Raw genomic sequence first — 22054 nt, 5'->3', positions numbered from 1 at the left:
ACAGGCGTTGCGAACACCGCCGCACCACCGATGACCCCAGACCCCGGCGTCGGAGATCGACACCGGAGGTACGGACATTGTGAGCACGACGGCGGATCGACTCCGCTCGTCTCTTCCCGCGGCGCGTGCGAACAGCGGCGACGCCACATCGATTCCCGCTGCGTTGCGCTTCAGTGCGGCGCTGGGTTGGCGCTTTCTGGTCGTGGTCGCGGCGCTGTACGTCGTGGGTGTCATCTTCAGCAGGCTGGCGGCACTCGTCGTACCGCTCGCGATCGCGTTGTTGCTGGCCGCGTTGCTCGCGCCGGCCGTCGGTTTTCTGATGGCGCGTCGGGTTCCGCGAGGTCTGGCCACCGCGCTGGTGCTGGTCGGAGGACTGGTCGTGCTCGGCGGGCTGCTCACGTTCGTCGTGGTGACCTTCGTCAACGGCTTGCCGGACCTGGCGGCGCAACTGGCCCGCAGCGTCGACACGGTGTCCGGCTGGCTCGTCAGCGGCCCGTTGCAGCTGAGCGAGACACAGCTGCGGGACTTCGCGGACCGGATCGTGAAAACCTTGCAGGACAACCAGTCCAGCATCACGTCGAGCGCCATCACCACCGCCGCGACGGTCGGCGAGACCTTCGCGGAGATGCTGCTGGTGCTGTTCTCGCTCACGTTCTTCCTCTACGACGGTCTGCGGATCTGGCAGTTCCTCCTCCGCGTCGTCCCCGTCGCACCCCGCAGGCGCGTCGACGTCGCCGGCAGGCGCAGTCTGGCCGCATTGGTCAGCTACGTCCGTGCGACAGGAGCGGTCGCCGTGGTGGACGCGCTGGGCATCGGGATCGGGCTTGCGGTGTTGCGTGTGCCGCTGGCGGTTCCGTTGGCGGCGCTGGTGTTCATCGCGGCGTTCGTCCCCATCTTCGGTGCGGTGGTGGCAGGTGGCGTGGCGGTTCTCATCGCGCTCGTCGCGAACGGTCCCGTCACCGCGTTGATCGTCCTGATCATCGTCATCGCGGTGAACCAGCTGGAAAGCCACATCCTGCAACCGTTCCTGCTCGGACGAGCGGTGAAGCTGCACCCGCTCGCAGTGGTGATGGCCATCGCGGCCGGCCTGCTCGTCGCGGGCATCGCGGGTGCGTTGCTCGCCGTTCCACTGCTGGCGGTGCTCAACTCCGCAGTGCGCTCGCTGCTCAGCGAAGCTGACGAACACGTGCTGCCCTCCGACGTGCACACCAGCCAACCGGAGGAGTCCGGACCGGACGAGCCCGGGCTGGACATCGAAGCCGGCAAGCAGACCTCGACGACGGCTCCCCACAGCCACCTATCCGGAGCAGGTACATGACCTCAACGCACGACGTCCGCACCGACACGGCCGAACGCCCGCGCGGCAGCGACTTCGCCCGCCTGACCAAAGAACTGAAGGCCGCGGGGCTGCTGAACCGCCGACGCGGCTACTACCTGCTGCGAATGACGGTCAACGCGCTGTTGCTCGGCGCCATCGCCGTCGCTTTCGTCGTGCTGGGCGACTCCTGGTGGCAGCTCGTGACAGCAGGAGTCCTGGCCGTGGCGTCGACACAGCTGGCGTTCATCGGACACGACGCCGGGCATCGCCAGATCTTCCGCAGCCACCGCAACAACAACGTCGTCGGGCACCTGCACGGCAGCCTCACCGGCATCAGCTACCAGTGGTGGGTCGCCAAGCACAACCGGCACCACGCCAACCCCAACCACGAGGACCACGATCCGGACATCGAGATCCACGCCCTCGCGTTCAGCCGCGCGCAGGCCCTCCAGAAACGCGGCTTGTACAGCTGGATCACCAAGAACCAGGCGTTCCTGTTCTTCCCCCTGCTGCTGGCCGAGGCGGCCGTGCTGCGGATCTCCGGCCTGGTCGCGTTGTGCCGCAACGAACTGCGCAACCCGTGGCGCGAGGCGACGCTCCAGATCCTGCCGCTGGCCGCGTATCTCGCGGCGGCGTTCCTCGTGCTGTCACCCGTGAAGGCAGTCGTGTTCATCGCTGTGCACCAAGGCCTGATGGGCGTCTACCTGGGATGCTCGTTCGCGCCGAACCACAAGGGAATGCCGATCATCGCCGAGGGCCAGCGTCTGGACCATCTCCACAAGCAGGTGCTCACCTCGCGCAACGTCACCGGCGGCCGGTGGGTCGACGCTCTGCTCGGTGGCCTCAACCACCAGATCGAACACCACCTCTACCCGCACATGCCTCGCCCCAACCTGCGGCGCGCACAGCCCGTCGTCGAGGACTTCTGCCTGCGGCACGGCATCCCGTACAGCAAGACCACCCTGCGCGACTCGTACGCGCAGGTCCTGCGCCACCTGCACGACTCAGGAGCGCCCCTGCGCCACCCGGCGCGGTGAACCTCCGGGGCGACGTGCGGGAGGGAAGGCCACCGGTCGAGATCCGGTGGCCTTCCCTCGGCTCCGAACCGGCGTGACAGCTCGTCACGCTTCTTGACGACTTTCTCTCCGCAGCATCCCGACATCTTCAATGAGCAGTTGAGCATTGCGTGACGGCTCCGCCGTCCGAGCACAGAACCCGAGCAGCACTCCGTGCGCGAGTCATGGAGTGAACGTTCGACGCGGAACCTGAGGTCGTCCTCGGAACCCTGTACCCGTTGTCACCATTGATCAACGACGCTCATCGGGACGTTACAACCACAGAGGTGAACGTTCTCACGTGGGAGCGCGGGCAGCCGCACGTGGGCTTGCCGCCGTCCGGGCCACGAGGTGTCTGGCCCACCCCCGTTTGAGGAGTTGCACCGTGCGGCGAACCATGCCGCCGATGTTCCGCGCGCTGCGCCATCGGAACTACCGCCTGTGGGCCACCGCGGACCTGATCTCCGTGACGGGCTCGTGGATGCAGGTCATCGGCCTCAACTGGGTGGTGCTCGAACGCACCGGATCCGCGACCTCGGTCGGTTTCTCGGTACTGCTCAGCACGCTGCCCGCCGTCCTTCTCGGCCCGTGGGCCGGTGCGCTCGCCGACCGGTTGCCGGTGCGCCGAATCGTGCTCGTCTGCCAGACACTGCACGCCGTGCTGGCGGGGGCACTCGCGGTGGCCATCTGGTCGGATCTGCCGATGGCGGCGGTCTACGCACCACAACGACGGACAGCGCTCGCACACCGCGTGCTGGGCCGGCACCGCAGTGCCCCGCACCCCGCCGGGCACCCGCATCAGCCCACGCCGCTCACCCGCCCCCGCCGCCGTGCTCGGGTGCGAGCCGCGACGAGAACCACGGTCTGAGCAGCGTCAGCGCTTGCGGCCGACCACGGCGAGCCCGGTGAACCGCTCCGGCTGGTCGTCGACGTCGTCGAGCGACACGGGCCGCCACAGCGGCAGGAACACCACTCCGGGCTCGACCAGGTCGAAGCCATCCATCAGAGCGATGACCTGCGACTTGGAACGCATCGTCATCGGGGTCGCCGTGCGGCGGCGATAGAGGTCCTCGTGCGAGCCGGCCTTCTCCGGCTGGCCGTCCTGGCTGGCGTGCGAGACGACCAGGAAGCTGCCGGGAGCCATCGCTTCGCGGTAGCCGGCGATGACGGCGGCCGGGTCGTCGGCGTCGGGCACGAAGTGCAGCACCGCGACCATCATGACCGCGATCGGCTCGTCGAAGTTCAGCAGCGAGCGCACCTCAGGACTGTCGAGCACCTGCTCCGGGCGGCGCAGGTCGGCCTGCACCACCGCGGTACGCGGGTCGTCGCCGAGGATGGTGCGGCTGTAGGCGACGGCGATGGGGTCGCTGTCGACGTAGACGACCCGCGTGCCGGGCGCCGCGTCCTGCGCGACCTGGTGCACGTTACCTGCGGTCGGGATGCCCGAGCCGAGGTCGAGGAACTGCCGCACCCCGGCGTCGACGCAGAACCGCACGGCGCGGCGCAGGAACGCCCGGTTGGCCTGCATGATCAGCGGGAGGTCCGGCCACATCTCGATCGCCTGCTGGGCCATCTCGCGGTCCACCGCGAAGTTGTGGGCACCACCCAGGTAGTAGTCGTACACCCTGGCCACGCTGGGCCTGGTCAGGTCGATCTCCCCCGGCACCGGTTCGCTCGCCACGCTCGCCTCACTCCGACAGGTCTGGCCGGCTGCTGCGCCGGACTCCGCCTCGGATGACGCTACCGCCCTCTCCTGTTGGTCAAGGTGAAGGCGCGCCTCAAGGCCTGCCGACGGCTGGCGGTGCCAGTCAGAAGGGTCCGAGAGCAATGGCCGACAACGGTGCGCGCGCCACAGAGGTACAGCATGAATCGCAGTTCGTTGCACGCGTAGACGCCTTCGCCCCGGACACCACCCAAACCTGGACCACGTGCGCCTGGCTTCGTCGTCGTGGAGTTCCTTCCAGTCCTACAACCACCCCGATCGCTACATCCGCACTACGCCTACGAGTTGAGGCTCGCCCCGATCACCACCGCGGTCAGCCGCAGCGACGCCACGTTCCGCGTCACCAGCTGACCCCCGGCGCGGCAGGAGGCTGGACGTCGACAGCGGCGACGTAGCGCTGTCCGCGCGGATCTGCGACCGTTGCGGGAGAAGGCGGGCAGCCCCAGCTACTGCCTCCCACGCGGCTGAAACTCACCGCGACCGCGCACGCGGGTCCGCTGGTCGCATCGCCGTATCCGGGACTGGCGGCGTTCATCCACCCCACGATGATCAACCTGATGGCCAGATCACTGCGTCAGGAGTTCTCGCAGCAGTTTGTCCTGGGTGAACGGGAGGTCACGGATCCGGCGGCCGGTGGCGTGGAAGATCGCGTTGCCGATCGCGGCGGGCACGCCGGTGATCGGTGTTTCGCCGAAGCCCCTGGCCCCGAGGGCCGTGCTGACCGGATCCGGCTTGTCCACGAAGATCGCCTGGATGTCCGGCACATCCGCGTTCACGGCAAGCAGATACGTCGACAGGTTCGGGTTGACCACCCGCGCGGTCCGGCGGTCGAGCACGGTGTGTTCCATCAACGCATTGCCGATGCCCCAGGTGAATCCGCCGATCATCTGGCTGCGTGCGGTCTTGCGGTTCATCACGCGGCCGGCGTCGTATGCGCCGACTCCGCGGGTCACGCGCACTCGGCCGTAGCGCGGATCAACCCGGACTTCGACGAAGACCGCCCCGGTGGAGTAGCCCCTGGCGTTGGTCATGGTGCTGGTGTTCTGCACCGGCGAGCCATGCCGTGCCATGACGGCTCGATAGCTTTCGCGGCGGGAACGGTCCGGCGAGAACAGGTACCCGTGCTGCGTGATGATCTGCTCGGCAGGCAGGCCGTGCAGCGGTGACGCGGGATTCGACACGGCGAGCTGGACGACGGCGGTCCGCACGGCCGACGCGGCCGCGTTGACGGCGCCGGTGACGCTGGCGATCGTCCCGGACCCCGCCGACAACGCCGCCGCTGGGAAGTTGGTGTCCGCGAGCTCGACCTTGACCTGGTTCAGCGGCACGCCGAGGGCTTCGGCGACGACCTGGGTGAACACCGTGTACGTGCCCGTTCCGATGTCCTGCGTGGCTGTCTGGCTCAGCACGGTGCCGTCCGCCGCCATCCTGACCATTGCCGAAGACGGGCTGGCGCTGTGGTCGTGCGCTTCGGTCGCCATGCCCCAGCCGACGAACTCATGACCGTCCTTTGTGGAACCCGGCTTCGGGTTGCGGCGTGACCAGCCGAAAGCGTCGGCGCCGAGGTTGTAGCACTCCAGCAGGAACCTGCTCGAGAAGCGCTCCCCCGTGGTCGGGTTCACGTCGGTGTAGTTGCGCCTGCGCAGCTCGACCGGGTCGACACCGAGCTCGTAGCTCAGCTCGTCCAGCGCGGTTTCCAGTCCGAAGTGGGAGGCCATCTGCGGTGAGCGCATGAACCGCGACGTCGGAACGTCGAGGCGGACTCCTTGTTGCCGGGTGTGGATGTTCGGGCAGGCGTAGAGCATCCTGCTGGAAATGCTGTGGCTGTACATGTTCTCGCTGGTCCGCGACAGCTGCTGGGTGCTGACGTGCACCAGCGCGGTGAGGGTGCCGTCCCGTTTGGCGCCCAGGGTGAGCTGTTGCCAGAACTCGGCGCGGTGGCTGACGATCGAATACATCTGGGACCGCGCCAGCACCATCTTGGCGGGCCGACCGAGCTGCCGGGCGATCGCGGCGTTGAGCAGCGAGTGCGGCCACACCGGTGACTTGCAGCCGAACCCGCCGCCCAGGTACGGCGCCAGCACCCGCACGTTGGTCTGCGGGATGGCGAAAGCGGTGGCGAAGGTGCGTTGCGCGTTGACGACGCCCTGGGTCGTCTCGTGCACGGTCAGGCGATCGCCGTCCCACTGCGCGACTGTCGCATGGGGCTCTATCGGGTTGTGGTGGTGTGGCGGGCTCGAGTAGTTCTGCTTGACCGTGACTTCGGCCGCGGCCAGGCCCGCGGCCGGATCGCCGACGATCACTTCCTGGTTCGCGGGCAGGTAGACCTCGGCCAACGCGTCGGCGATCACCGCTTTCGGGGTTTCCGGAGCGTAGGTGACGCGCACGAGCTCGGCGGCTTCCTGCGCCTGCTCAAGTGTAGTGGCGACCGTGATGGCCACGATCTGCCCGTTGTAGTGGATCTGGTTTCCCTGCAACGGCATGAAGTGCTGCTCGCTGGTCAGCCGAGGCGCGTTCTCGTGCGTGAACACCTCGACGACTCCGGGGACCGCACGGGCAGCGGTGGTGTCCACGGCGGTGACCCGGCCGCGAGCGATCGTGCCCATCACCAGGTGGCAGTACAGCATTCCGGGCAGCGTGCGGTCGGCGGCGTATCGGGCGGCGCCGGTGACCTTGGCACGTCCGTCGACGCGTTCGACAGGCTGTCCGACAGTCATCGCGCACCTCCCAGATCTCGCAGCAAGCCATCGAGCGCGCGTTGGACGAGGTCCACCTTGAACGCGTTGTGGTCACGGGTGACGGCACCGCGGACCAACGCACGCCCGGCTTCGGTGATTGTCGTCGTGGTGAGCGGTTTCCCGCGCAAAGCGTCTTCGGCTTCCGGCGAACGCCAAGGTTTTGTGGCCACACCACCAAATGTCAGCCGGACGTCTCGCACGGTGTTGCCGCGCATGGCCAAAGCCGCGGCGACGGACACGACCGCGAACTCGAACGTCGCGCGGTCACGCAGTTTCAGGTACCTCGACCTGGCCGCGAGCGGGGTCACCGGGATCTCGAACCCGGTGATCAGCTCACCGTGCCCGAGCACGGTCTCCTGATCCGGGGTCGTGCCGGGAACGACGTGGAGATCGGCGAACGGGAACCGCCTGCGGTCGGTCAGCACGACGGCGTCAACTGCCAGCAGGGCCACCGCCAGGTCCGACGGGTGCACGGCGAGGCAGTGATCGCTGCCGCCGAGGATCGCGTGGCCGCGGTTCTCACCTTCGAGCGCGGGGCATCCGGTGCCGGGAGTCTTCTTGTTGCACGTGGTCCCGCTGTCGCGGAAGTACCCGCATCGGGTCCGCTGCAGGACGTTGCCACCGACCGCGGCCATGTTCCGGACCTGCGGGGACGCGGAGTTCAGCAATGCCTCCGACACGACGGGCAGGGATCTGCGGACAGCAGGATGCGCGGCCACGTCGCTCATCCGGGCCAGCGCGCCGATCCGGATCACACCGTTGCGCTGCACGATGTCGCCCAGCGCCAGACCGTTGATGTCGATGATCGCGCCGTGGCTCTGGGCGCCGTCCCTCATCAGGTTCAGCAGGTCCGTTCCGCCCGCGATGAACCGTGCGCCGGGTTGCCCGGCCAGCCGCACCGCCTCGGCGACGTTGCGAGGCGCGGCGTACGTGAAGTTCCTCATTTCGCCGCGTCCTGGATGGCGGCGACGATGTTCGGATAGCACGCGCACCGGCACAGGTTCCCGCTCATCCACTCGCGGATCTCGTCCGCCGAACGGGTGTGCCCCTCGGAGATGCAGGCGACACCGGACATGATCTGACCGGGTGTGCATCCTCCACATTGGAGCGCATCACGCCGGATGAACGCCTCCTGCAGCGGGTGCAGCCGGTCACCCCGTGCCAGGCCTTCGATCGTGGTGATCTCGGTGTTCTGGCGCATCACCGCGAGCGTCAGGCAGGACTTGATCCGGCGCCCGTCGGCCAGCACCGTGCAGGCGCCGCACTCACCGCGGTCGCAGCCCTTCTTGGTGCCGGTGAGGTCAAGACGCTCTCGCAAAGCGTCCAGCAACGTCACGCGGGGTTCGACCGCCAACCGGTGGTCGTGTCCGTTGACGCGCAACGTTATGTCCACAGAGGACTCTGTCTGCGCTGCCGCGGCGGGCGTTGCTGTGCGCGTTGCCACGAAGGTCGCGGTGACGGCGGTACTTCCCGCCTTCAGCACGGTTCGCCGCTTGAACTCCGAATCAGCTGTCACGACAGGTCTCCTGGGATTTTGTCAGCGTGTCGGGTACCGCAGAACGCGATCGTCACCCTCACGCGGCTGACGCGGGTGGTTGGACGTGGTGAGCCAGAGCGCGCCGTCGGGGGCGATCTCCACGGTCCGCAAGCGACCGTGAACGCCGGGGAAGTACGCCTTCGGCTCACCGATGCGGTCTTTGACGAGCGGCATGGTGTACAGCCGTTGGCCGGTCAGGCAGGCCATGTAGAGCGTGTTGCCGGAGATGGCCATGCCCGAAGGGCCGGCTTCGGCGGTGGGAAAGGTGATCAGCGGGTTGGTGAGACGGCCGTTGTCGGTGTCCCCCATGCCTTCCACCATCGGCCAGCCGTAGTTGCGGCCGGGCCGGATCAGGTTGATCTCGTCGACGGCGTCCTCGCCGAACTCGGAGGAGTACATCCGGCCCCGGGCGTCCCAGGCGAGGCCTTCCGGGTTGCGGTGGCCGTAGCTCCAGATCGGCGAGTGGGGAAACGGGTTGCCCGGCGCCGGGCGGCCGTCCGGCGTGACCCGCAGGATCTTGCCGTTGAGGTTGGTCAGATCCTGCGCGTTTCCGGGGTTGCGGCCATCACCGACGGTGGCGTACAGCATGCCGTCCGGGCCGAACTTGAGGCGCCCGCCACTGTGGTTCTCCCCGCGGGTGAAGGCCAGGACGACCTCGAGCGGTTCGTCGGTGCCGAGCGTGAACCGGGCGATCCGTGACTCGCCGCCGACGGCGGTGTAGTACACGTACACCCGTTTGTCCCAGGCAAAACGGGGCGAGAGATCCAGGCCGAGCAGCCCGCCGTCACCACCCGGGAGGTACACGTCGGGAATCGTGCGGACGAGCTCGGGTTCGCGACCCGGCCCGATGCGCAGAACGCGGCTCGTCTGCCGTTCGGTGATCAGCGCGTCGCCGCCGGGCAGAAAAGCCATGCCCCACGGCATCTGGATGTCGGTGGCGATCACGGCGGGGGCGGCGCCGAGGTCTGGCGTGCGCGAGCTGGACGACGCCTCGGCGGTCAGGCCGGTGAGAGACAGGGCGATCAGGGCGGCAGCGGTCCACCGCAGAGTTGGCGCGTACGTGGTCATGGGGTCTCCTGGAGATTTACCGCAACGCCTGGGATCCCACGACGGCCAGCATCTCGAGTTTGGCGACCGAGTCGGTGCCGACCGCCGGTGTGAACCACAGCAACCGCTGCTTGCCGTCCTCGCTGAGCAGATTGAGGCAGTTCACCTCCAGCAGACCGAGTTCGGGATGCACCAAACGCTTGCGGTCGTTGCGGCGGAACGCGACATCGTGGCGCTTCCAGTGCTCCGTGAACTCCGGGCTGCGTGCGGTCAGATCCGCGATCAGCGCGGTCACCTCGGAGTCGTCGCCACCACGGCGGGCCATCGCCGCGCGGAGGTCGGCGACGAACGAGCGCGCGTAGTAGTCGTGGTCCTCGACGGGGTAGATCGCCCGCGACGCCGGGTCGGTGAACCACCGGTGCACGAAGCTCGCCGTCCACCCGGTCGGCGGCGGTGCCGGGCCGACCAGCGCGGCCGCCAACCGGTTCTGCACCAACGTCACGCGCAGATCCGTGACCACCTGAGCCGGCGTGCCGTCCAGCCGGTGCAGCAGGTCGAGCATGCTGGGATGGACGTGGTCGGCAGGGCCGCCGTGCGCGGGCACCGCGCGGCCTGCCAGGTAGAAGAGGTGGTCGCGCTCGTCACGGCTGAGCCGCAGCGCTCGGGCGAGCGCCGCCAGCATCTGCTCGGACGGCTGGGCACCGGCACCGCGCTCGAGCTCTGTGTAGTAGTCGACCGAGGCGCCGGCCAACTGCGCCACCTCGTCACGACGCAGTCCTGACACCCGGCGCCGCGGACCAGCGGGCAAGCCGACATCGGCAGGCCGGATCCGGTCCCGGCGCGACTTGAGGAACGCTCCCAGTTCGACGAGGTTCACCCCACCAATGTGCGTGATCACAGGTCGGGCAGCCAGGGGTTGTCGGCACCTGGATGAGCAAACGCTCAAGTGGTCGCGGCGCCCTGGGCGGCTGAGGCGGTGGAAAAGAACAAGACTGTTTTCCGCGGATGTCGCTGTGCACTCTCGATGGCACTGATCGCCGACCCAGGGGGCGTGCGGGTGTGACCGGCAACGACATCGACCGCGAGATCGACATCGAGCAGAAGTACGTGGCGGGCCTGTACGCCCGTGTGGATGCGCTGCGCGAGGCGGCGGCCGCGCGACTGGTGGCCGCGCGGCGTGCCGGGGATCGGGAGGCGGTGGCCGTCTGGCAGGCGGAGGTGGCCCGGCTGGAGGCGGTGGAGCACGGGTTGTGCTTCGGGCGGCTGGACATGCACGACGGTCGGCGCGTCTACATCGGCAGGCTGGGCCTGTTCCGGGACGAGGGCGGAGAGCCGTTGCTGGTGGACTGGCGCGTACCGGTGGCGCGGGTGTTCTACACCGCGACGGCGACCGATCCGCACGGCGTACGACGGCGGCGGCGCATCACCACGCGAGGCCGGACGGTCATCGCTCTGAACGACGAGCTGCTGGACGCGGACGGTGCCGGCATCAGCGGTCTGGTCGGCGAGGCGGCGTTGCTGGCCGCGGTGACCACGGAGCGAACCGGGCGGATGCAGGACATCGTGACCACCCTCCAAGCCGAACAGGACCGCATCATCCGGCACGAGTCCAACGGGGTGCTGGTGGTGGAGGGCGGTCCCGGCACGGGCAAGACAGCCGTCGCGCTGCACCGCGTCGCGTACCTGCTGTACACCCGTCCGCACCTGCGCACCCGCGGTGTCCTGGTCGTGGGCCCCAGCCGGATCTTCCTCGACTACATCGGCCAGGTCCTGCCGGGTCTCGGCGAGAACAGCGTGGTGACGGCGACCATCGCCGACCTGTGGCCGGGCGTCGAGGGCAGCCGGGCGGACCCGCCGGAAACCGCCGAGCTCAAGGGCCGGTCGATCATGGCCGAACGGCTGGCGGCCGCGGTGCGGTCGAAGGTGCAGATACCGGACACCCCGGTCGAGATCGAGTTCGAGCAGGAGGTGCTGCGGCTCCACCCAGACACCTGCGGCCGTGCCGTGCAGAAGGCCAGGCGGACCGGCCTCCCGCACAACCAGGCCAGGCTGGTCTTCCAGCGGGAGATCGTGGACGTGCTCGCGCGGCGCCTGGTCGAGGGCATGGAGGCGGTCGTGCTCACCGACACCGGCGAGGCGATCGACGGCGGCAGCCCGGACGGCCGTCTCGGCGAGGCCGACCTGCGCGCGCTGGCCGCCGCGGGTGTCGTGCTCGGTCAGGACGACGGCGGACCGAGAACCCTGCTGGACGAGACCGACCGGGCCGGTCTGCGGTGCTCATTGCTCGCCGACACCGGCGTCCAGGCCGCCCTCGACGGGCTGTGGCCGCCACTGACCCCGGAGCGCGTGGTGTCGGACCTCCTCGGAGAGCCGGCCGACGGCTGGAGCGCCGCGGACATCCCGTTGCTGGACGAGGCGGCCACCCTGATCGGCCACGGCAACGACCGCGCGACGTTCGGGCACGTGGTCGTCGACGAGGCACAGGAACTGTCCGAAATGGCCTGGCGGATGTTGATGCGCCGGTGCCCCGCCAAGTCGATGACCATCGTCGGGGACCTCGCCCAGACCGGAAACCCGGCCGGCACCTCCTCGTGGGACCGCGTGCTGCTGCCACACGTGCGCGACCGCAGGCAACTCACCCGGCTCACCGTCAACTACCGCACACCGGCGGAGATCATGGCCGCCACCGCCGACCTGCTCGCCGCCCACCATCCCGCAACGCCGCCACCCCGGTCGGTCCGTTCGGCCGGCGAGACACCGTGGCGTGCCCGCACCACCCGTGCCGACCTGCCCACGGTCATCGCCGGCCTCGCCTCAACACACACCGACGGCCAGCTCGCGATCATCACCCCGGCCATCCACATCGGACCGCTGGCCGCCGCGCTGTCCCTCGCCACGCCACCGGACCTGACCGGCAAGGTCGTGCTGCTCACCCCCGAGCAGGCCAAGGGCCTGGAGTTCGACTCGGTGCTGATCGCCGACCCGGCCACGATTCTCACCACGCCACTCGGCCACAACGACCTGTACGTCGCCATGACCAGAGCCACCCGACGACTGGGAATCGTGCACCCCGGCCCACCACCGGCCGAGCTGTCCGCCATGCGGGAACTCCAGCCCTGACGACGCCCGCATCCCCATCGGCAGGCGCTCAACCCCGGCCCGGGTCAGGACCACTGCTCTGCGTCCGCGAAGGTTCGAGTTACATGACCGAGTGCCGCGACGACACGAGGGTGTGGACGAAGAACTGCTCCGCCGGGCGTACCGGACCCACGATCGCACCCGCCGAGCCCGCCTGGTCGCGCTGCTGCTGGTCGGGCTCGCCGTCGCGGCGGCCGTGTGGCAGTTGATCCGCCTGCACCTCGTGCCGTCGTGGGACTACCTGCAGCGGTGGTGGCCAGCGCTGGCCGCCGTTGCCGCACTGGTGGTCGCCGCGGTGCTGTGGTGGCGCACCCGGCCGTCCGGTTCTCCCAGCTCACCCGGCTCGTCCAGCTCGTCCCGGGAGAGCCGGTGGGCCCGGATCAGCGGTATCGTCACCGCGATCACGGCGGTACTCGCGCTGCTGTTCACCGCGTTGTCCCTGGCGGCCACCCGCGACCAGATCGAAGTGGCGCGGCAGGGCCAGATCAACGACCGTTACACGCGTGCGGTCGACCAGGTCGGTGCGCAGGGGCCGGAGAACCTGCATCGCCGGATCGGCGGCATCTACGCGTTGGAGCGTATCGCGGCCGACTCGCCGCACGACCACCAGTCGACCGTGGTCGAGGTGCTGTCGGCGCTCATCCGCTCGACCAGCCCGCGCCCGAAGAACGGCACCTGCGGGGAGACTCCGGTGGACGTGCTGGCCGCGTTCACCGTGCTGGCCCGCCGGAACGTCACTCTCGACCCGAAGCCGATGGTGATCGACCTCAGGGACACGTGCCTGCGGGCCGCGCGGGCGCCGCAGGGCAACCTGACCGGGATGTCGTTCGTCGGCGCGGACCTCACCGGGGCGAACCTCAACGCTGCCCGCCTCGGTCTGACGTCGTTCTCGAAGGCCACGATGGTCGAGGTGCGTCTCGACACGGCGGACATGACCGACGGCTTCGTGTTCTGCGAAGACGCGGACTTCACGCGGGCCACGTTCGCGTGGGCGAAGTTCGGCAGTGCGGACTTCTCCGGCTCGACGTTCACCGACGCCACCTTCGACCACACCGACCTCGGCCACACCGACTTCTCCGGCGCCCGCCTCACCGGCGCGAAGCACACCGACACGAAGAGCGGCAACGCGAAGAAGGACGCGGCCACGATCGACGCCTGGTGGTGAGGCGCGGTCAGAACCTCACGACGAACGTGCGGCGGAGAGTGCTTCCAGCAGCACCGGCGCCAGCTCCGGCCGGCACACCAGCAGATCCGGGACGCACGCGGTGAGTCCGCCGTAGACCAGCGGCGCTCCGTCGATCCGCGACGCATGTGCGCCGGCGGCCTCGGCCACGGCGACAGGTGCGGCGCTGTCCCACTCGTGCTGGACCCCGTCGTGGAAGTACGCGTCGGCGGCACCCGTGCAGACCTCGACGGTTTTGACACCGGCCGAGCCGAGGGGAACCAGATCGACGTCCAGCACCGCGGCCAGTGCATCGGCCAAGGGCGGACGGTGACTGCGACTCACCACGACACGGAGCCGAGTCCGCTGCTGGGCAACGGGTAGCGGTGCCGGTGTGAGAGTGCTGTGCGTGCGGCCCGCAGCCGGCGTGACAGCTCCCGCGACAAGAACACCGTTCTCGGCGAGGGCGACGTGCACGGCCCAGTCGTCGCGTCCCGCGGGTCGCGCACGAGCAGCCACACACCCCCGAACGCCGCCTCCGAGAAAACGACCGGCACGTGGTGGGTCTTGACCAGCCGCGGCCACAGCCGTGCGGGACGCGCCTCGCCGCCGGTGTCCTTGTCGTGCGACGACGCGAAGTGCGTGCGGTAAGGCTCATCCCGGCCTGCGGGGGTCCAAACCGCAGGTGAGACACGCGCTCGTATTCCAATCGGCATGTACGAAATTTCGACTGTTCGGCGAAAAGTTCAATTGGCAGGTGAACACGTCTGCGCCCGGCCGGAATGCGAGAGGCGCGCGCACTGCGGCTCAATCAGCGCATGACACCGTCCATTTCGGATCCTTTTATGCTTGGCGCTCTCGACCGTTGCGGGGGAATTCACCAGTGATGCGTTGCCCGAGAACCACGGCTGATCGAGCCGACGGTGCGCTACCTTTACCCGTCTAGGGAAGCGGGGAACGGTGCGGTTCGAGGCGTTGGGCGCCGTCGGCCTGGTGCGGGACGACGGGGAGCGGGTCGAGTTGCCGTCGCGAAAACGGCGGCTGGTTTTGGCCCTGCTCCTGTTGCACGCCAACGAGTGGGTGCGGACCGACCGGATCGCCGACGTGCTGTGGGGTGGCGTACCACCACGTTCCAGCGCTGCCAACGTCAAGACCTACGTCTCGAACCTGCGCCGGCTCGCGGCGGGTGGCGCGGCGCGGATCGTCAACGGCGCCAACGGCTACCGGCTCGGCGTGACGCGGAACGAGTTCGACGTGCTGCTGTTCGAGGACGGGGTCGCGCAGGGGCGTGCTGCCTGGAACGAAGGGCGCATGCGGGACGCGGTGGACGTGTTGCGCGGTGCACTGGACCTGTGGCGCGGTGAGCCGTTCGCGGAGCTGACCGGCGCGGAGGCCGAGGCGGCCCGATCGCGGCTGGGCGACCATCGGCTCGCGGCGCACGAGCACCTGGCGCAGGCGCTGATGTCCTTGCGGCGTCACGACGAGGCCGTGGCCGTCCTGCGGCGGGTCGTGGCGGAGAACCCGTTCATGGAGCACCCGCGCGGTCTGCTGATGACGGCCCTGCACCAGACGGGGCGGTCGGCCGAGGCGCTGGAGATCTACGACGACGCGCGGCGGGTGCTCGACCGGGAACTGGGCTTGCGGCCGGGCGCCGAACTGCGGCGCCTCCAGTCCGCGATCCTCACCCACGACCCCGGCCTGGACCTGACGCGGACGCCGTCCCGGCCGGGCGTCGCACAGCTCCCTGCCGCGCCCGACGTGTTCGCGGGCCGGGAACGGGAGCTGGACGTGCTGACCGCCGCGGTCGAGTCCAGCGCGCGAGCCGGTGGCACGGTGGTGATCTCGGCCATCCGCGGCGCGGGCGGTATGGGCAAGACGTGGCTCGCCCTGCGCTGGGCGTACCGCAACCTGGATCGCTTCCCGGACGGCCAGCTGTTCGTCGACCTGCGCGGGTTCAGCCCGGACGGTCCGCCGATGGACCCGGCCGTGGCCGTGCGGGGGTTCCTCGACGCGCTCGGGGTCGAAGCCGGCCGCGTTCCGGTCGAACCGCACGCGCAGGCCGCGCTGTTCCGCAGCCTGGTGGCGCACAAGCGGCTGCTGGTGGTGCTCGACAACGCCGCCGACACCGCGCAGGTCGTGCCGCTGCTGCCGGGCGGTGACGCGTGCACCGTGCTCGTCACCAGCCGCGACCGGATGCCCGGCCTGATCACGGGGCACGGCGCGCAGCACCTCGCTCTGGACCCGCTGAGCCACGCCGAAGCCCGTGCCCTGCTCACCGGCAGGCTCGGAGCGGAGCGGGTCGCGGCGGAGGAAGCCGCCATCGAGGACCTCGTGCGGCTGTGCGGCGGGTATCCCCTGGCGTTGAGCATCATTGCCGCCCGTGCCCGTCTCGAGCCTGGGACACCGCTCGCCGCCATCGCCGCCGAGGTGCGCGACAGCGGGCTCGACGCGCTGGACGAGGGTGACCCGGCGGCCAGCCTGCCCGCCGTGCTCTCGTGGTCGTACCGGGCGCTCACCGCCGAGCAGGCCACGGTGTTCGGACTGCTCGGCCAGGCGCCGGGGCCGGACATCGGACCGGGCGCGGCGGTCGCGCTCACCGGTCTGTCCCGGACCCGGACCGAGCAGGTGCTGGACGCCCTCGAGGACGCCTCGCTGATCAGCCGCGAGGCCGGCGGCCGCTACCGCATGCACGACCTGATCCGCCGCTACGCCGCCGACACCGCGCGCGGTTCGCGGGAAGCGGCGGAGGCGCATCGCCGGGTCGTGGACCACTACCTGCACACCACGTACGCCACCGTCGCGCTGCTGGACCCGCATCGCCCGGCCGTCCCGCTGGCTCCCGCCGCACCGGGCGCCGCCGTGGCACCACTGCCCGACCTCACGGCCGCCCTGAGCTGGCTGGACGAGGAACACGAGTGCCTGCTCGCCGCCCAGCGGGTCGCCGCCGACGAGCACGATCACCGGACCGCGTGGCTGTTCGCCTGGTCGCTGTTCACCTACCACAACCGGCGCGGGCACCGGCACGACCAGCTCACCGCGTGCCGCGCGGGCCTGGCCGCCACCGGACACCTGAACGACCCCGCGGCACAGCTTCTCGCGAACCGGCTCGTCGGCGACGCGCACTGCGACCTGGGGCAGCGCGACGAGGCGGTCGAGCACCTGCACCGTGCCCTGGACCTGGCGGTACGGCTCGGCGACCACGCCGAGGCCGCCCACACCCATCGGACGCTGGCGTGGTCGTGGGAGCAGTGGGGCGACCATCAGCGGGCACATGACCACGCGGTGGAGGCTCTGGCCGCGTATCGGAGGGCCGGCCACGCGGTCGGCGAGGCGCTCGCACTCAACGCGGTCGGGTGGTGTTCGGCACTGCTCGGCAACTACGACCGGGCGCGCGAGCACTGCTCCGCCGCGCTCGAACGGTTCCGTCACAACGGCAGTCGTACCGGTGAGGCCGACACCCTGGACAGCCTGGGGTTCATCGACCACCACAGCGGGCGGTACGCCGACGCCGTCCAGCACTACGAGCAGGCCCTGTCCGTGCTGCGCGACATCGCCAACACGTACGAGGAGGCCAACACCCTGAACAACCTCGGTCACCCGCTCACCGCGCTCGGCCACCTCGACCGCGCTCGCGCGGTGTGGTCCACGGCGTGGGAGCTGTACCGGTCGCAGGACCGCGAGCAGGAGGCCGACGAGGTGCGCCAACGGCTGGATGCCCTCGACGCGCTGGGCGTCGAGGGCATCCGTTCGCCGGCTCAGTAGTAGGTCTCCAGCAGGGTGAAGTCGTTGGCGTTCGGATACCGCTGCGACGTCCTCGAGTAGTACATGCAGCTGGCCGTCGACGTGTTGTGGTCAAGGCCGAGCACGTGCCCGATCTCGTGGCACGCCGTGTTCCAGCGCTGAGCTTCCGTGCCGCCGTAGGACTCGTTCAGCGCGATGTACGCGCCCGTGGTGTAGGTCTGCGCGGCGTTCAGGGTGCGTTTCGTCATGCCGACCACCCCGTCCCACTCGCCGGTCTTGCCGTACGCGGCGTTGTAGACGATCACGCAGTGCACCGTGCTGCTGGGGCAGCCCGCGCTGAACGTGCGGTAGTGAGAGTCGATGCCCGACGTCTCGTTCCACTTCGTCACCGCACGCCCGACCGGCCACAGGCTGTTGGAGCGGTCGCGGAAGTACATCTGCGGCCGCGCCCACCCGTTGTAGGACCACCGGGAGAAACACGTCGTGCCGGTCGGCCACGTGCGCGCCGTTCCGTAGGAGCAGGCCGCGACCTGCGCGGACACGTCACCCGCCCCGTTCACCAGCGCGACCCCCTGCACGCCGTTCGCGGTCAGCTTCCGCGCCAGGTCGGCCGGACGGACGCCCTCGGCGGGCGTGTACGTCGTCTGCGTGACCGTCCCGTCCGCGTTCCGCTGAGTCGACATCACCGAAGCCGTGACCTGCTCCGACTCCGACTCGCCGGGCGCCGCCCCCGCCGTCCCGACACTGAGCCCGATCGGCACCACTGCGCCGATCACGACCACCAGGGCCGCAAGTCTGTTGCGCATCGTTGTCTCCTCCCCTGTCCACAGGCACCTGAACCGTTCGCGGCGCCCCACCCCTCGTCCGGGGCGCCGCTGGTGCCCGACAGGCAGGAGCTTCCGGCGCTGCGGTACACGGGCGGTACACGCAGCGGGGCACAAGGACCTGCGCAGGTGTGCAGCCTTGTCCCGCCGGGTGAGCCCTCAGCCGTTGCTGCAGGTTCTGCCGCTCGTCCTCGGTCAGCAGGTAGCCGGCGAGCAGGGCACGCAGTGCCTCGATGAGGTCGTCGGGGCTGGGAGGGGAGTCCGGTGTCGCGAGATGCTGCAGCATGAAGCCTCGCCCGCCGGCGGCGCGGCGAGTGGGTGCGCACCGCAGAAAATCTGTCCGATGTGGACTATCAGCGGTACTTCGACCGGTTCGATCCCGATCTGTGCGACCCGGCCGAACGGGCTGCCGACGCCCGCGCCGCAGGCGCCCGGTACGTGGTGATCACCGCCCAACACCACGACGGCGATGTCGCCCTTGGTCTCCAGAGACAGCATCTGCACGTTGTCCGGGATGACGATGCGGCCGACCGGGGATCCGGCGGTGACCACGTACGTCACGTCGTACACGCCCGAGACGAGGTCGTTGGCGGACTGAGCGGCGATGATTGCCGATCTGGCTGTGGCCGACCAGCATCACCGGGACACCGCTGTCCTGCGCACCGGCCTCATGCGGCGCCTTCTCGACGAGCTGCTGCAACCTCACATGCCCGTGTCAGTTCAGGACCTTGTCGTTCGCTTCACAACGGCCCTGGCCCAGGACTGTCCGCAATGGACGAAAAGGTTTGCGGCCGGGCCGGACGACGAGTCTCTCGTCTTGAGGTCAATTGGCGCATCCCCCTACCCTCGAGCGAAACATGAGTTCGTACCGTGCCCGCCCGGTAGTTGTGCGGAGAGGATCCCATGAAGGACGCCACCCCGTCGGAGAGTGCCGCGAGTGGAAGCGGACAGCGACTCTCGCGACGGCGAGCGATGGAGCTGGCGGGCGCGCTGGGGATCACGGCCTGGAGCGTCACCGGCTCCGCCGCGGCGGACGTCGGTGCACCGTCCGACACCTCCGCGGCGCCCTCTCACCTGGAGGCCCGATCGGCCCGCGTGATCGCACCTCCGCCGAAGAACGTGCTCGGCGCGAATTTCAACGGCGCCAAGGACTGGTCCGACTTCGGCCAACTGCGGGACGTGTCGGCCACCTGGCTGCGGGGCTTCTTCCCCGTGCCGGATGCCGACAACGGAGTGGTCGCCGACCAGCCCGTGGTGCGCACCGTGCTTTCTGCCGCCCAGCAGGGATACGGCACAGTCCTGTCGCTGAAGTTCCCGTACCACGAGCAACCCATCCCGGTACCGGGCAGCGCGGCCATGGCCACCGCGTTGACACGACTGGACAAGGTGCTTCCCGCCGTGATGGGCAAGGTGGACGTCCTGGTCGTCGGCAACGAGCCGTTCATCGAGTGCAGGCAGGAGGACCGGGACACACCGGCGCTCAACGTCTTCTACGAGGCGATCGCGCGCCGCGTCATCGCGTACCGCGGCCAGCACGGCGGCGCGTCCAACAAAACCAAGCTCTACATGGGCGCACTCAACCGCCTGAACGATCCCACCTGGCGGACTGCGGCGACGAATCGCTGGATGTCCTTCACCCGCGACACGGTCGCGCTCGACGGGGTGGACATCCACCCCCACGTGGCGAATCTCGAGGAGGCACAGGCGTTCCTGGACTACGTCCTGCCCCGGCTGCGCGACGACCAGACCTTCCTGGCCCTGGAGTTCTCCCTGGTACACCACTGGAAAGCGCACCTGAGCGACCCGATATCCGGAGCTTTCGCGGCCAGGTACGGCATCCCGGCCACCACTCAGGTCTGGGAGGTGATCGCGGACACGATCCGGCGACCGTTCACGCAGCAGAAGTGGAACGACTTCCTGGCGCTGTCCCCGTGGTTCGCCAACCGCCGGTACTTCCTCCGCGACGCGGTCCAGCGCTTGCGGGCCACCGGCCGGCTGGCCGTGGCCACCTACGGCGTGTCCCAGGACGCCGCCATGGTGGCGAACTTCGGGCCGAACTCCACTCCCTGGCTGCTCAACAGCTTGTTCTGCCCCTACACGACGCAGCCGGGATCGGACGGCCTTCCTGGCCGGAACACCGCCTGGACCACGAGCTTCCGGGACCTGCAGTGACACTCTCCTCGACCGGGAGGTGATGTCGCAGCAGAGGCACCTGTGCCGCGCGAAAGTCGTCTTCGCAGCGTGGCACGTAGGACCGTTGCGCCACAACCCATCCGCGGAACCGGCGGCCAGGCGCTCGGCGTACAGCGCCTCCTGCAACTCGGCCATCTGCTGGGTCACCTCGGCTTCACGCGAATGTCCAGAAGGGACATTGCGGAGGAGTGGCCGGTCAACTCGCCGCCTCTCCGATGGCGAGGGTCGTCTTCGGAGGCGGCTGTCATGGATTCCGGTGCAGTTGTTTGACTTCGAGTCGGCTCTAGCTCGTACCGTCGAAAGCGACCCACAAGAAAGGAAGGCGAATGACGACGACGTGGTTCATCACCGGCACCTCCTCCGGTCTCGGCCGGCTGCTCACCGAGAAGGCGCTCGCGCGGGGTGACAGGGTCGCCGCGACGCTGCGGCGGCCGGAAGTGCTCGACGACCTGCGAAGCGACCGGCTCTGGGCGACACGGCTCGACGTCACCGACACCGGCCAGGTCCGACGCGTCGTGGACGAGGCCTTCGCGGCCCTCGGCACCATCGACGTGATCGTGAACAACGCCGGGTTCGGGGTCTTCGCCGCGGTCGAGGAGGCAACCGACGAGCAGATCCGGCAGGTGATCGACACCAACCTGCTGGGGTCGATCCACGTGATCCGGGCCGCACTGCCGCACCTGCGTGCGCAGGGACACGGCCGCATCCTGCAGGTGTCCACCGCGGGCGGGCAGACGACGTACCCGAACTTCAGCTACTACCACGCGTCGAAGTGGGGCGTCGAAGGTTTCTGTGAGACCGTCGCCCGCGAGATCGAGCCGTTCGGCATCGGGCTGACCATCGTGGAACCCGGTGCGGCGCCGACCGGGTTCGGTGACTCGCTGGCCACCGCGCCGATCACGCCCGAGTACGACGCGGGACCGGCCGGCGACACCCGACGGGCCCTCGCGGACGGCACCTTCCCTCTGGTCAACGACCCGGAGAAGATCGCGGACGCGATGATCGACCTCGTCGACCGCGGCGCAACCCCGTTGCGGCTGCCACTGGGCCTCGACACGTACCAGGACGTGCGGGCGTCCCTCGTCGCCCGCCTCGCCGAACACGACGCCCACCGCGAGGCCGCCCTGTCCGTCGTCCGCGACGACCTCGAGTCAGCCGGTCGGCCGACGCCGTGACCGTGGACGCCGATCTCGTCCGACTCGACGCGAAGCACCCAACGCTCCAAGTTCTAGACCTTCGGCGAGCCGCCGCAACCGAAGCCGTTACATACTCCTTCATTCGCCTGTTGATCATGAAAATGGTGATCAACCCAAGATCGTTCAGAGCGCACGAACAAGCCCGCTGGCCTGGGCTTCGCCTGGAGTCAGCGGGCTGATTCAGTCCGCTGAGACGACAGGATTTGAACCTGCGATCCGCGACCCCCGAGATACGGGTTCATGACCGTCTGACCTGCAGAAAGAAGATCTGCCGCGCAGTTCACGCACTTGAAGCACGGTCAAGCACGTTCGCTGATGGCGCTCCCGGAATGCATGTCGAGGGTGCGGAGCAGGTTCGGCGTGTGCGGTCCGGGTTCGCTCG

The 22054-nt window shown here is 69.2% G+C and carries 17 protein-coding genes; 9 read left to right on the top strand and 8 right to left on the bottom strand.

The annotated features are described in order from the left end of the window. Window positions 1-151: 151 nt before the first annotated feature. The 3 genes from C8D87_RS21150 to C8D87_RS48925 all read left to right on the top strand — a co-directional run bounded on the left by C8D87_RS21150 (window position 152) and on the right by C8D87_RS48925 (window position 3241). The gene (locus tag C8D87_RS21150; RefSeq protein ID WP_170166541.1) at window positions 152-1318 is read left to right on the top strand and encodes an AI-2E family transporter; all 1167 of its coding nucleotides are present in this window, start codon (window positions 152-154) and stop codon (window positions 1316-1318) included. Then, on the top strand, window positions 1315-2355 hold the full coding sequence (locus C8D87_RS21145) for a fatty acid desaturase family protein (RefSeq protein ID WP_109638410.1): 1041 nt from the start codon (window positions 1315-1317) through the stop codon (window positions 2353-2355). Before C8D87_RS21150 ends, C8D87_RS21145 begins: the two co-directional genes overlap by 4 nt. A gap of 403 nt (window positions 2356-2758) precedes the next feature. After that, window positions 2759-3241, top strand: coding sequence for an MFS transporter (locus C8D87_RS48925; RefSeq protein ID WP_325049696.1), 483 nt, complete (start codon window positions 2759-2761; stop codon window positions 3239-3241). Between the two features lie 6 nt (window positions 3242-3247). Here C8D87_RS48925 and C8D87_RS21135 read toward each other — a convergent pair whose 3' ends face one another. The 6 genes from C8D87_RS21135 to C8D87_RS21105 form a co-directional block, all read right to left on the bottom strand. After that, window positions 3248-4054, bottom strand: a complete 807-nt coding sequence (locus C8D87_RS21135) for an SAM-dependent methyltransferase (RefSeq protein WP_112228044.1) — start codon at window positions 4052-4054, stop codon at window positions 3248-3250. 608 nt (window positions 4055-4662) lie between these two features. Continuing rightward, window positions 4663-6813 (bottom strand): xanthine dehydrogenase family protein molybdopterin-binding subunit, encoded by a 2151-nt coding sequence (locus tag C8D87_RS21125; protein WP_112228043.1) that lies wholly within the window; start codon window positions 6811-6813, stop codon window positions 4663-4665. Continuing rightward, window positions 6810-7778: an FAD binding domain-containing protein gene (locus C8D87_RS21120; RefSeq protein ID WP_112228042.1), complete on the bottom strand. Its 969-nt coding sequence runs from the start codon at window positions 7776-7778 to the stop codon at window positions 6810-6812. Before C8D87_RS21120 ends, C8D87_RS21125 begins: the two co-directional genes overlap by 4 nt. Beyond that, a complete protein-coding gene (locus C8D87_RS21115; protein WP_112228041.1) occupies window positions 7775-8350 on the bottom strand; it encodes a (2Fe-2S)-binding protein in 576 nt (191 codons plus the stop codon). The genes C8D87_RS21120 and C8D87_RS21115 overlap by 4 nt, the downstream gene beginning before the upstream one ends. A gap of 21 nt (window positions 8351-8371) precedes the next feature. After that, window positions 8372-9439 (bottom strand): PQQ-dependent sugar dehydrogenase, encoded by a 1068-nt coding sequence (locus C8D87_RS21110; protein ID WP_112228040.1) that lies wholly within the window; start codon window positions 9437-9439, stop codon window positions 8372-8374. Window positions 9440-9455: 16 nt separating this feature from the next. Beyond that, window positions 9456-10295, bottom strand: a complete 840-nt coding sequence (locus C8D87_RS21105; RefSeq protein WP_109638682.1) for a helix-turn-helix transcriptional regulator — start codon at window positions 10293-10295, stop codon at window positions 9456-9458. Between the two features lie 182 nt (window positions 10296-10477). Between C8D87_RS21105 and C8D87_RS21100 the strand changes: the two genes are divergently transcribed. Together C8D87_RS21100 and C8D87_RS21095 are read left to right on the top strand one after the other, a co-directional pair. Further along, the gene (locus C8D87_RS21100) at window positions 10478-12538 is read left to right on the top strand and encodes a HelD family protein (protein ID WP_233442218.1); all 2061 of its coding nucleotides are present in this window, start codon (window positions 10478-10480) and stop codon (window positions 12536-12538) included. A gap of 91 nt (window positions 12539-12629) precedes the next feature. Next, window positions 12630-13721: a pentapeptide repeat-containing protein gene (locus tag C8D87_RS21095; protein ID WP_146771811.1), complete on the top strand. Its 1092-nt coding sequence runs from the start codon at window positions 12630-12632 to the stop codon at window positions 13719-13721. A 15-nt stretch (window positions 13722-13736) separates the two neighbouring features. Here the strand turns inward: C8D87_RS21095 and C8D87_RS21090 are convergent, their stop codons facing one another. Further along, entirely contained in the window at window positions 13737-14195 is a 459-nt protein-coding gene (locus C8D87_RS21090; protein ID WP_233442238.1) for an inositol monophosphatase family protein, read from the bottom strand. Between the two features lie 483 nt (window positions 14196-14678). Between C8D87_RS21090 and C8D87_RS21085 the strand changes: the two genes are divergently transcribed. After that, window positions 14679-17480, top strand: coding sequence for an AfsR/SARP family transcriptional regulator (locus tag C8D87_RS21085; RefSeq protein WP_112228036.1), 2802 nt, complete (start codon window positions 14679-14681; stop codon window positions 17478-17480). Here C8D87_RS21085 and C8D87_RS21080 read toward each other — a convergent pair. Continuing rightward, window positions 17474-18265, bottom strand: a complete 792-nt coding sequence (locus C8D87_RS21080; protein ID WP_112228035.1) for a reprolysin-like metallopeptidase — start codon at window positions 18263-18265, stop codon at window positions 17474-17476. The genes C8D87_RS21085 and C8D87_RS21080 overlap by 7 nt on opposite strands. Window positions 18266-18601: 336 nt before the next feature. Between C8D87_RS21080 and C8D87_RS49225 the strand changes: the two genes are divergently transcribed. From C8D87_RS49225 to C8D87_RS21065, 3 genes are all read left to right on the top strand, one after another. Then, window positions 18602-19144: an alpha-L-fucosidase gene (locus C8D87_RS49225; protein ID WP_215732409.1), complete on the top strand. Its 543-nt coding sequence runs from the start codon at window positions 18602-18604 to the stop codon at window positions 19142-19144. A 42-nt stretch (window positions 19145-19186) separates the two neighbouring features. Then, window positions 19187-20455, top strand: coding sequence for a hypothetical protein (locus tag C8D87_RS21070; RefSeq protein ID WP_146771810.1), 1269 nt, complete (start codon window positions 19187-19189; stop codon window positions 20453-20455). A 347-nt stretch (window positions 20456-20802) separates the two neighbouring features. After that, window positions 20803-21651, top strand: coding sequence for an SDR family oxidoreductase (locus tag C8D87_RS21065; protein ID WP_112228033.1), 849 nt, complete (start codon window positions 20803-20805; stop codon window positions 21649-21651). Window positions 21652-22054 lie beyond the last annotated feature (403 nt).

Origin of the sequence: Lentzea atacamensis (genome assembly GCF_003269295.1) — a bacterium.
In the GTDB taxonomy this organism is placed as follows: domain Bacteria; phylum Actinomycetota; class Actinomycetes; order Mycobacteriales; family Pseudonocardiaceae; genus Lentzea; species Lentzea atacamensis.
The sequence above is the reverse complement of the archived record's forward strand: the minus strand, read 5'-3'. Positions and strand labels throughout refer to the sequence as shown.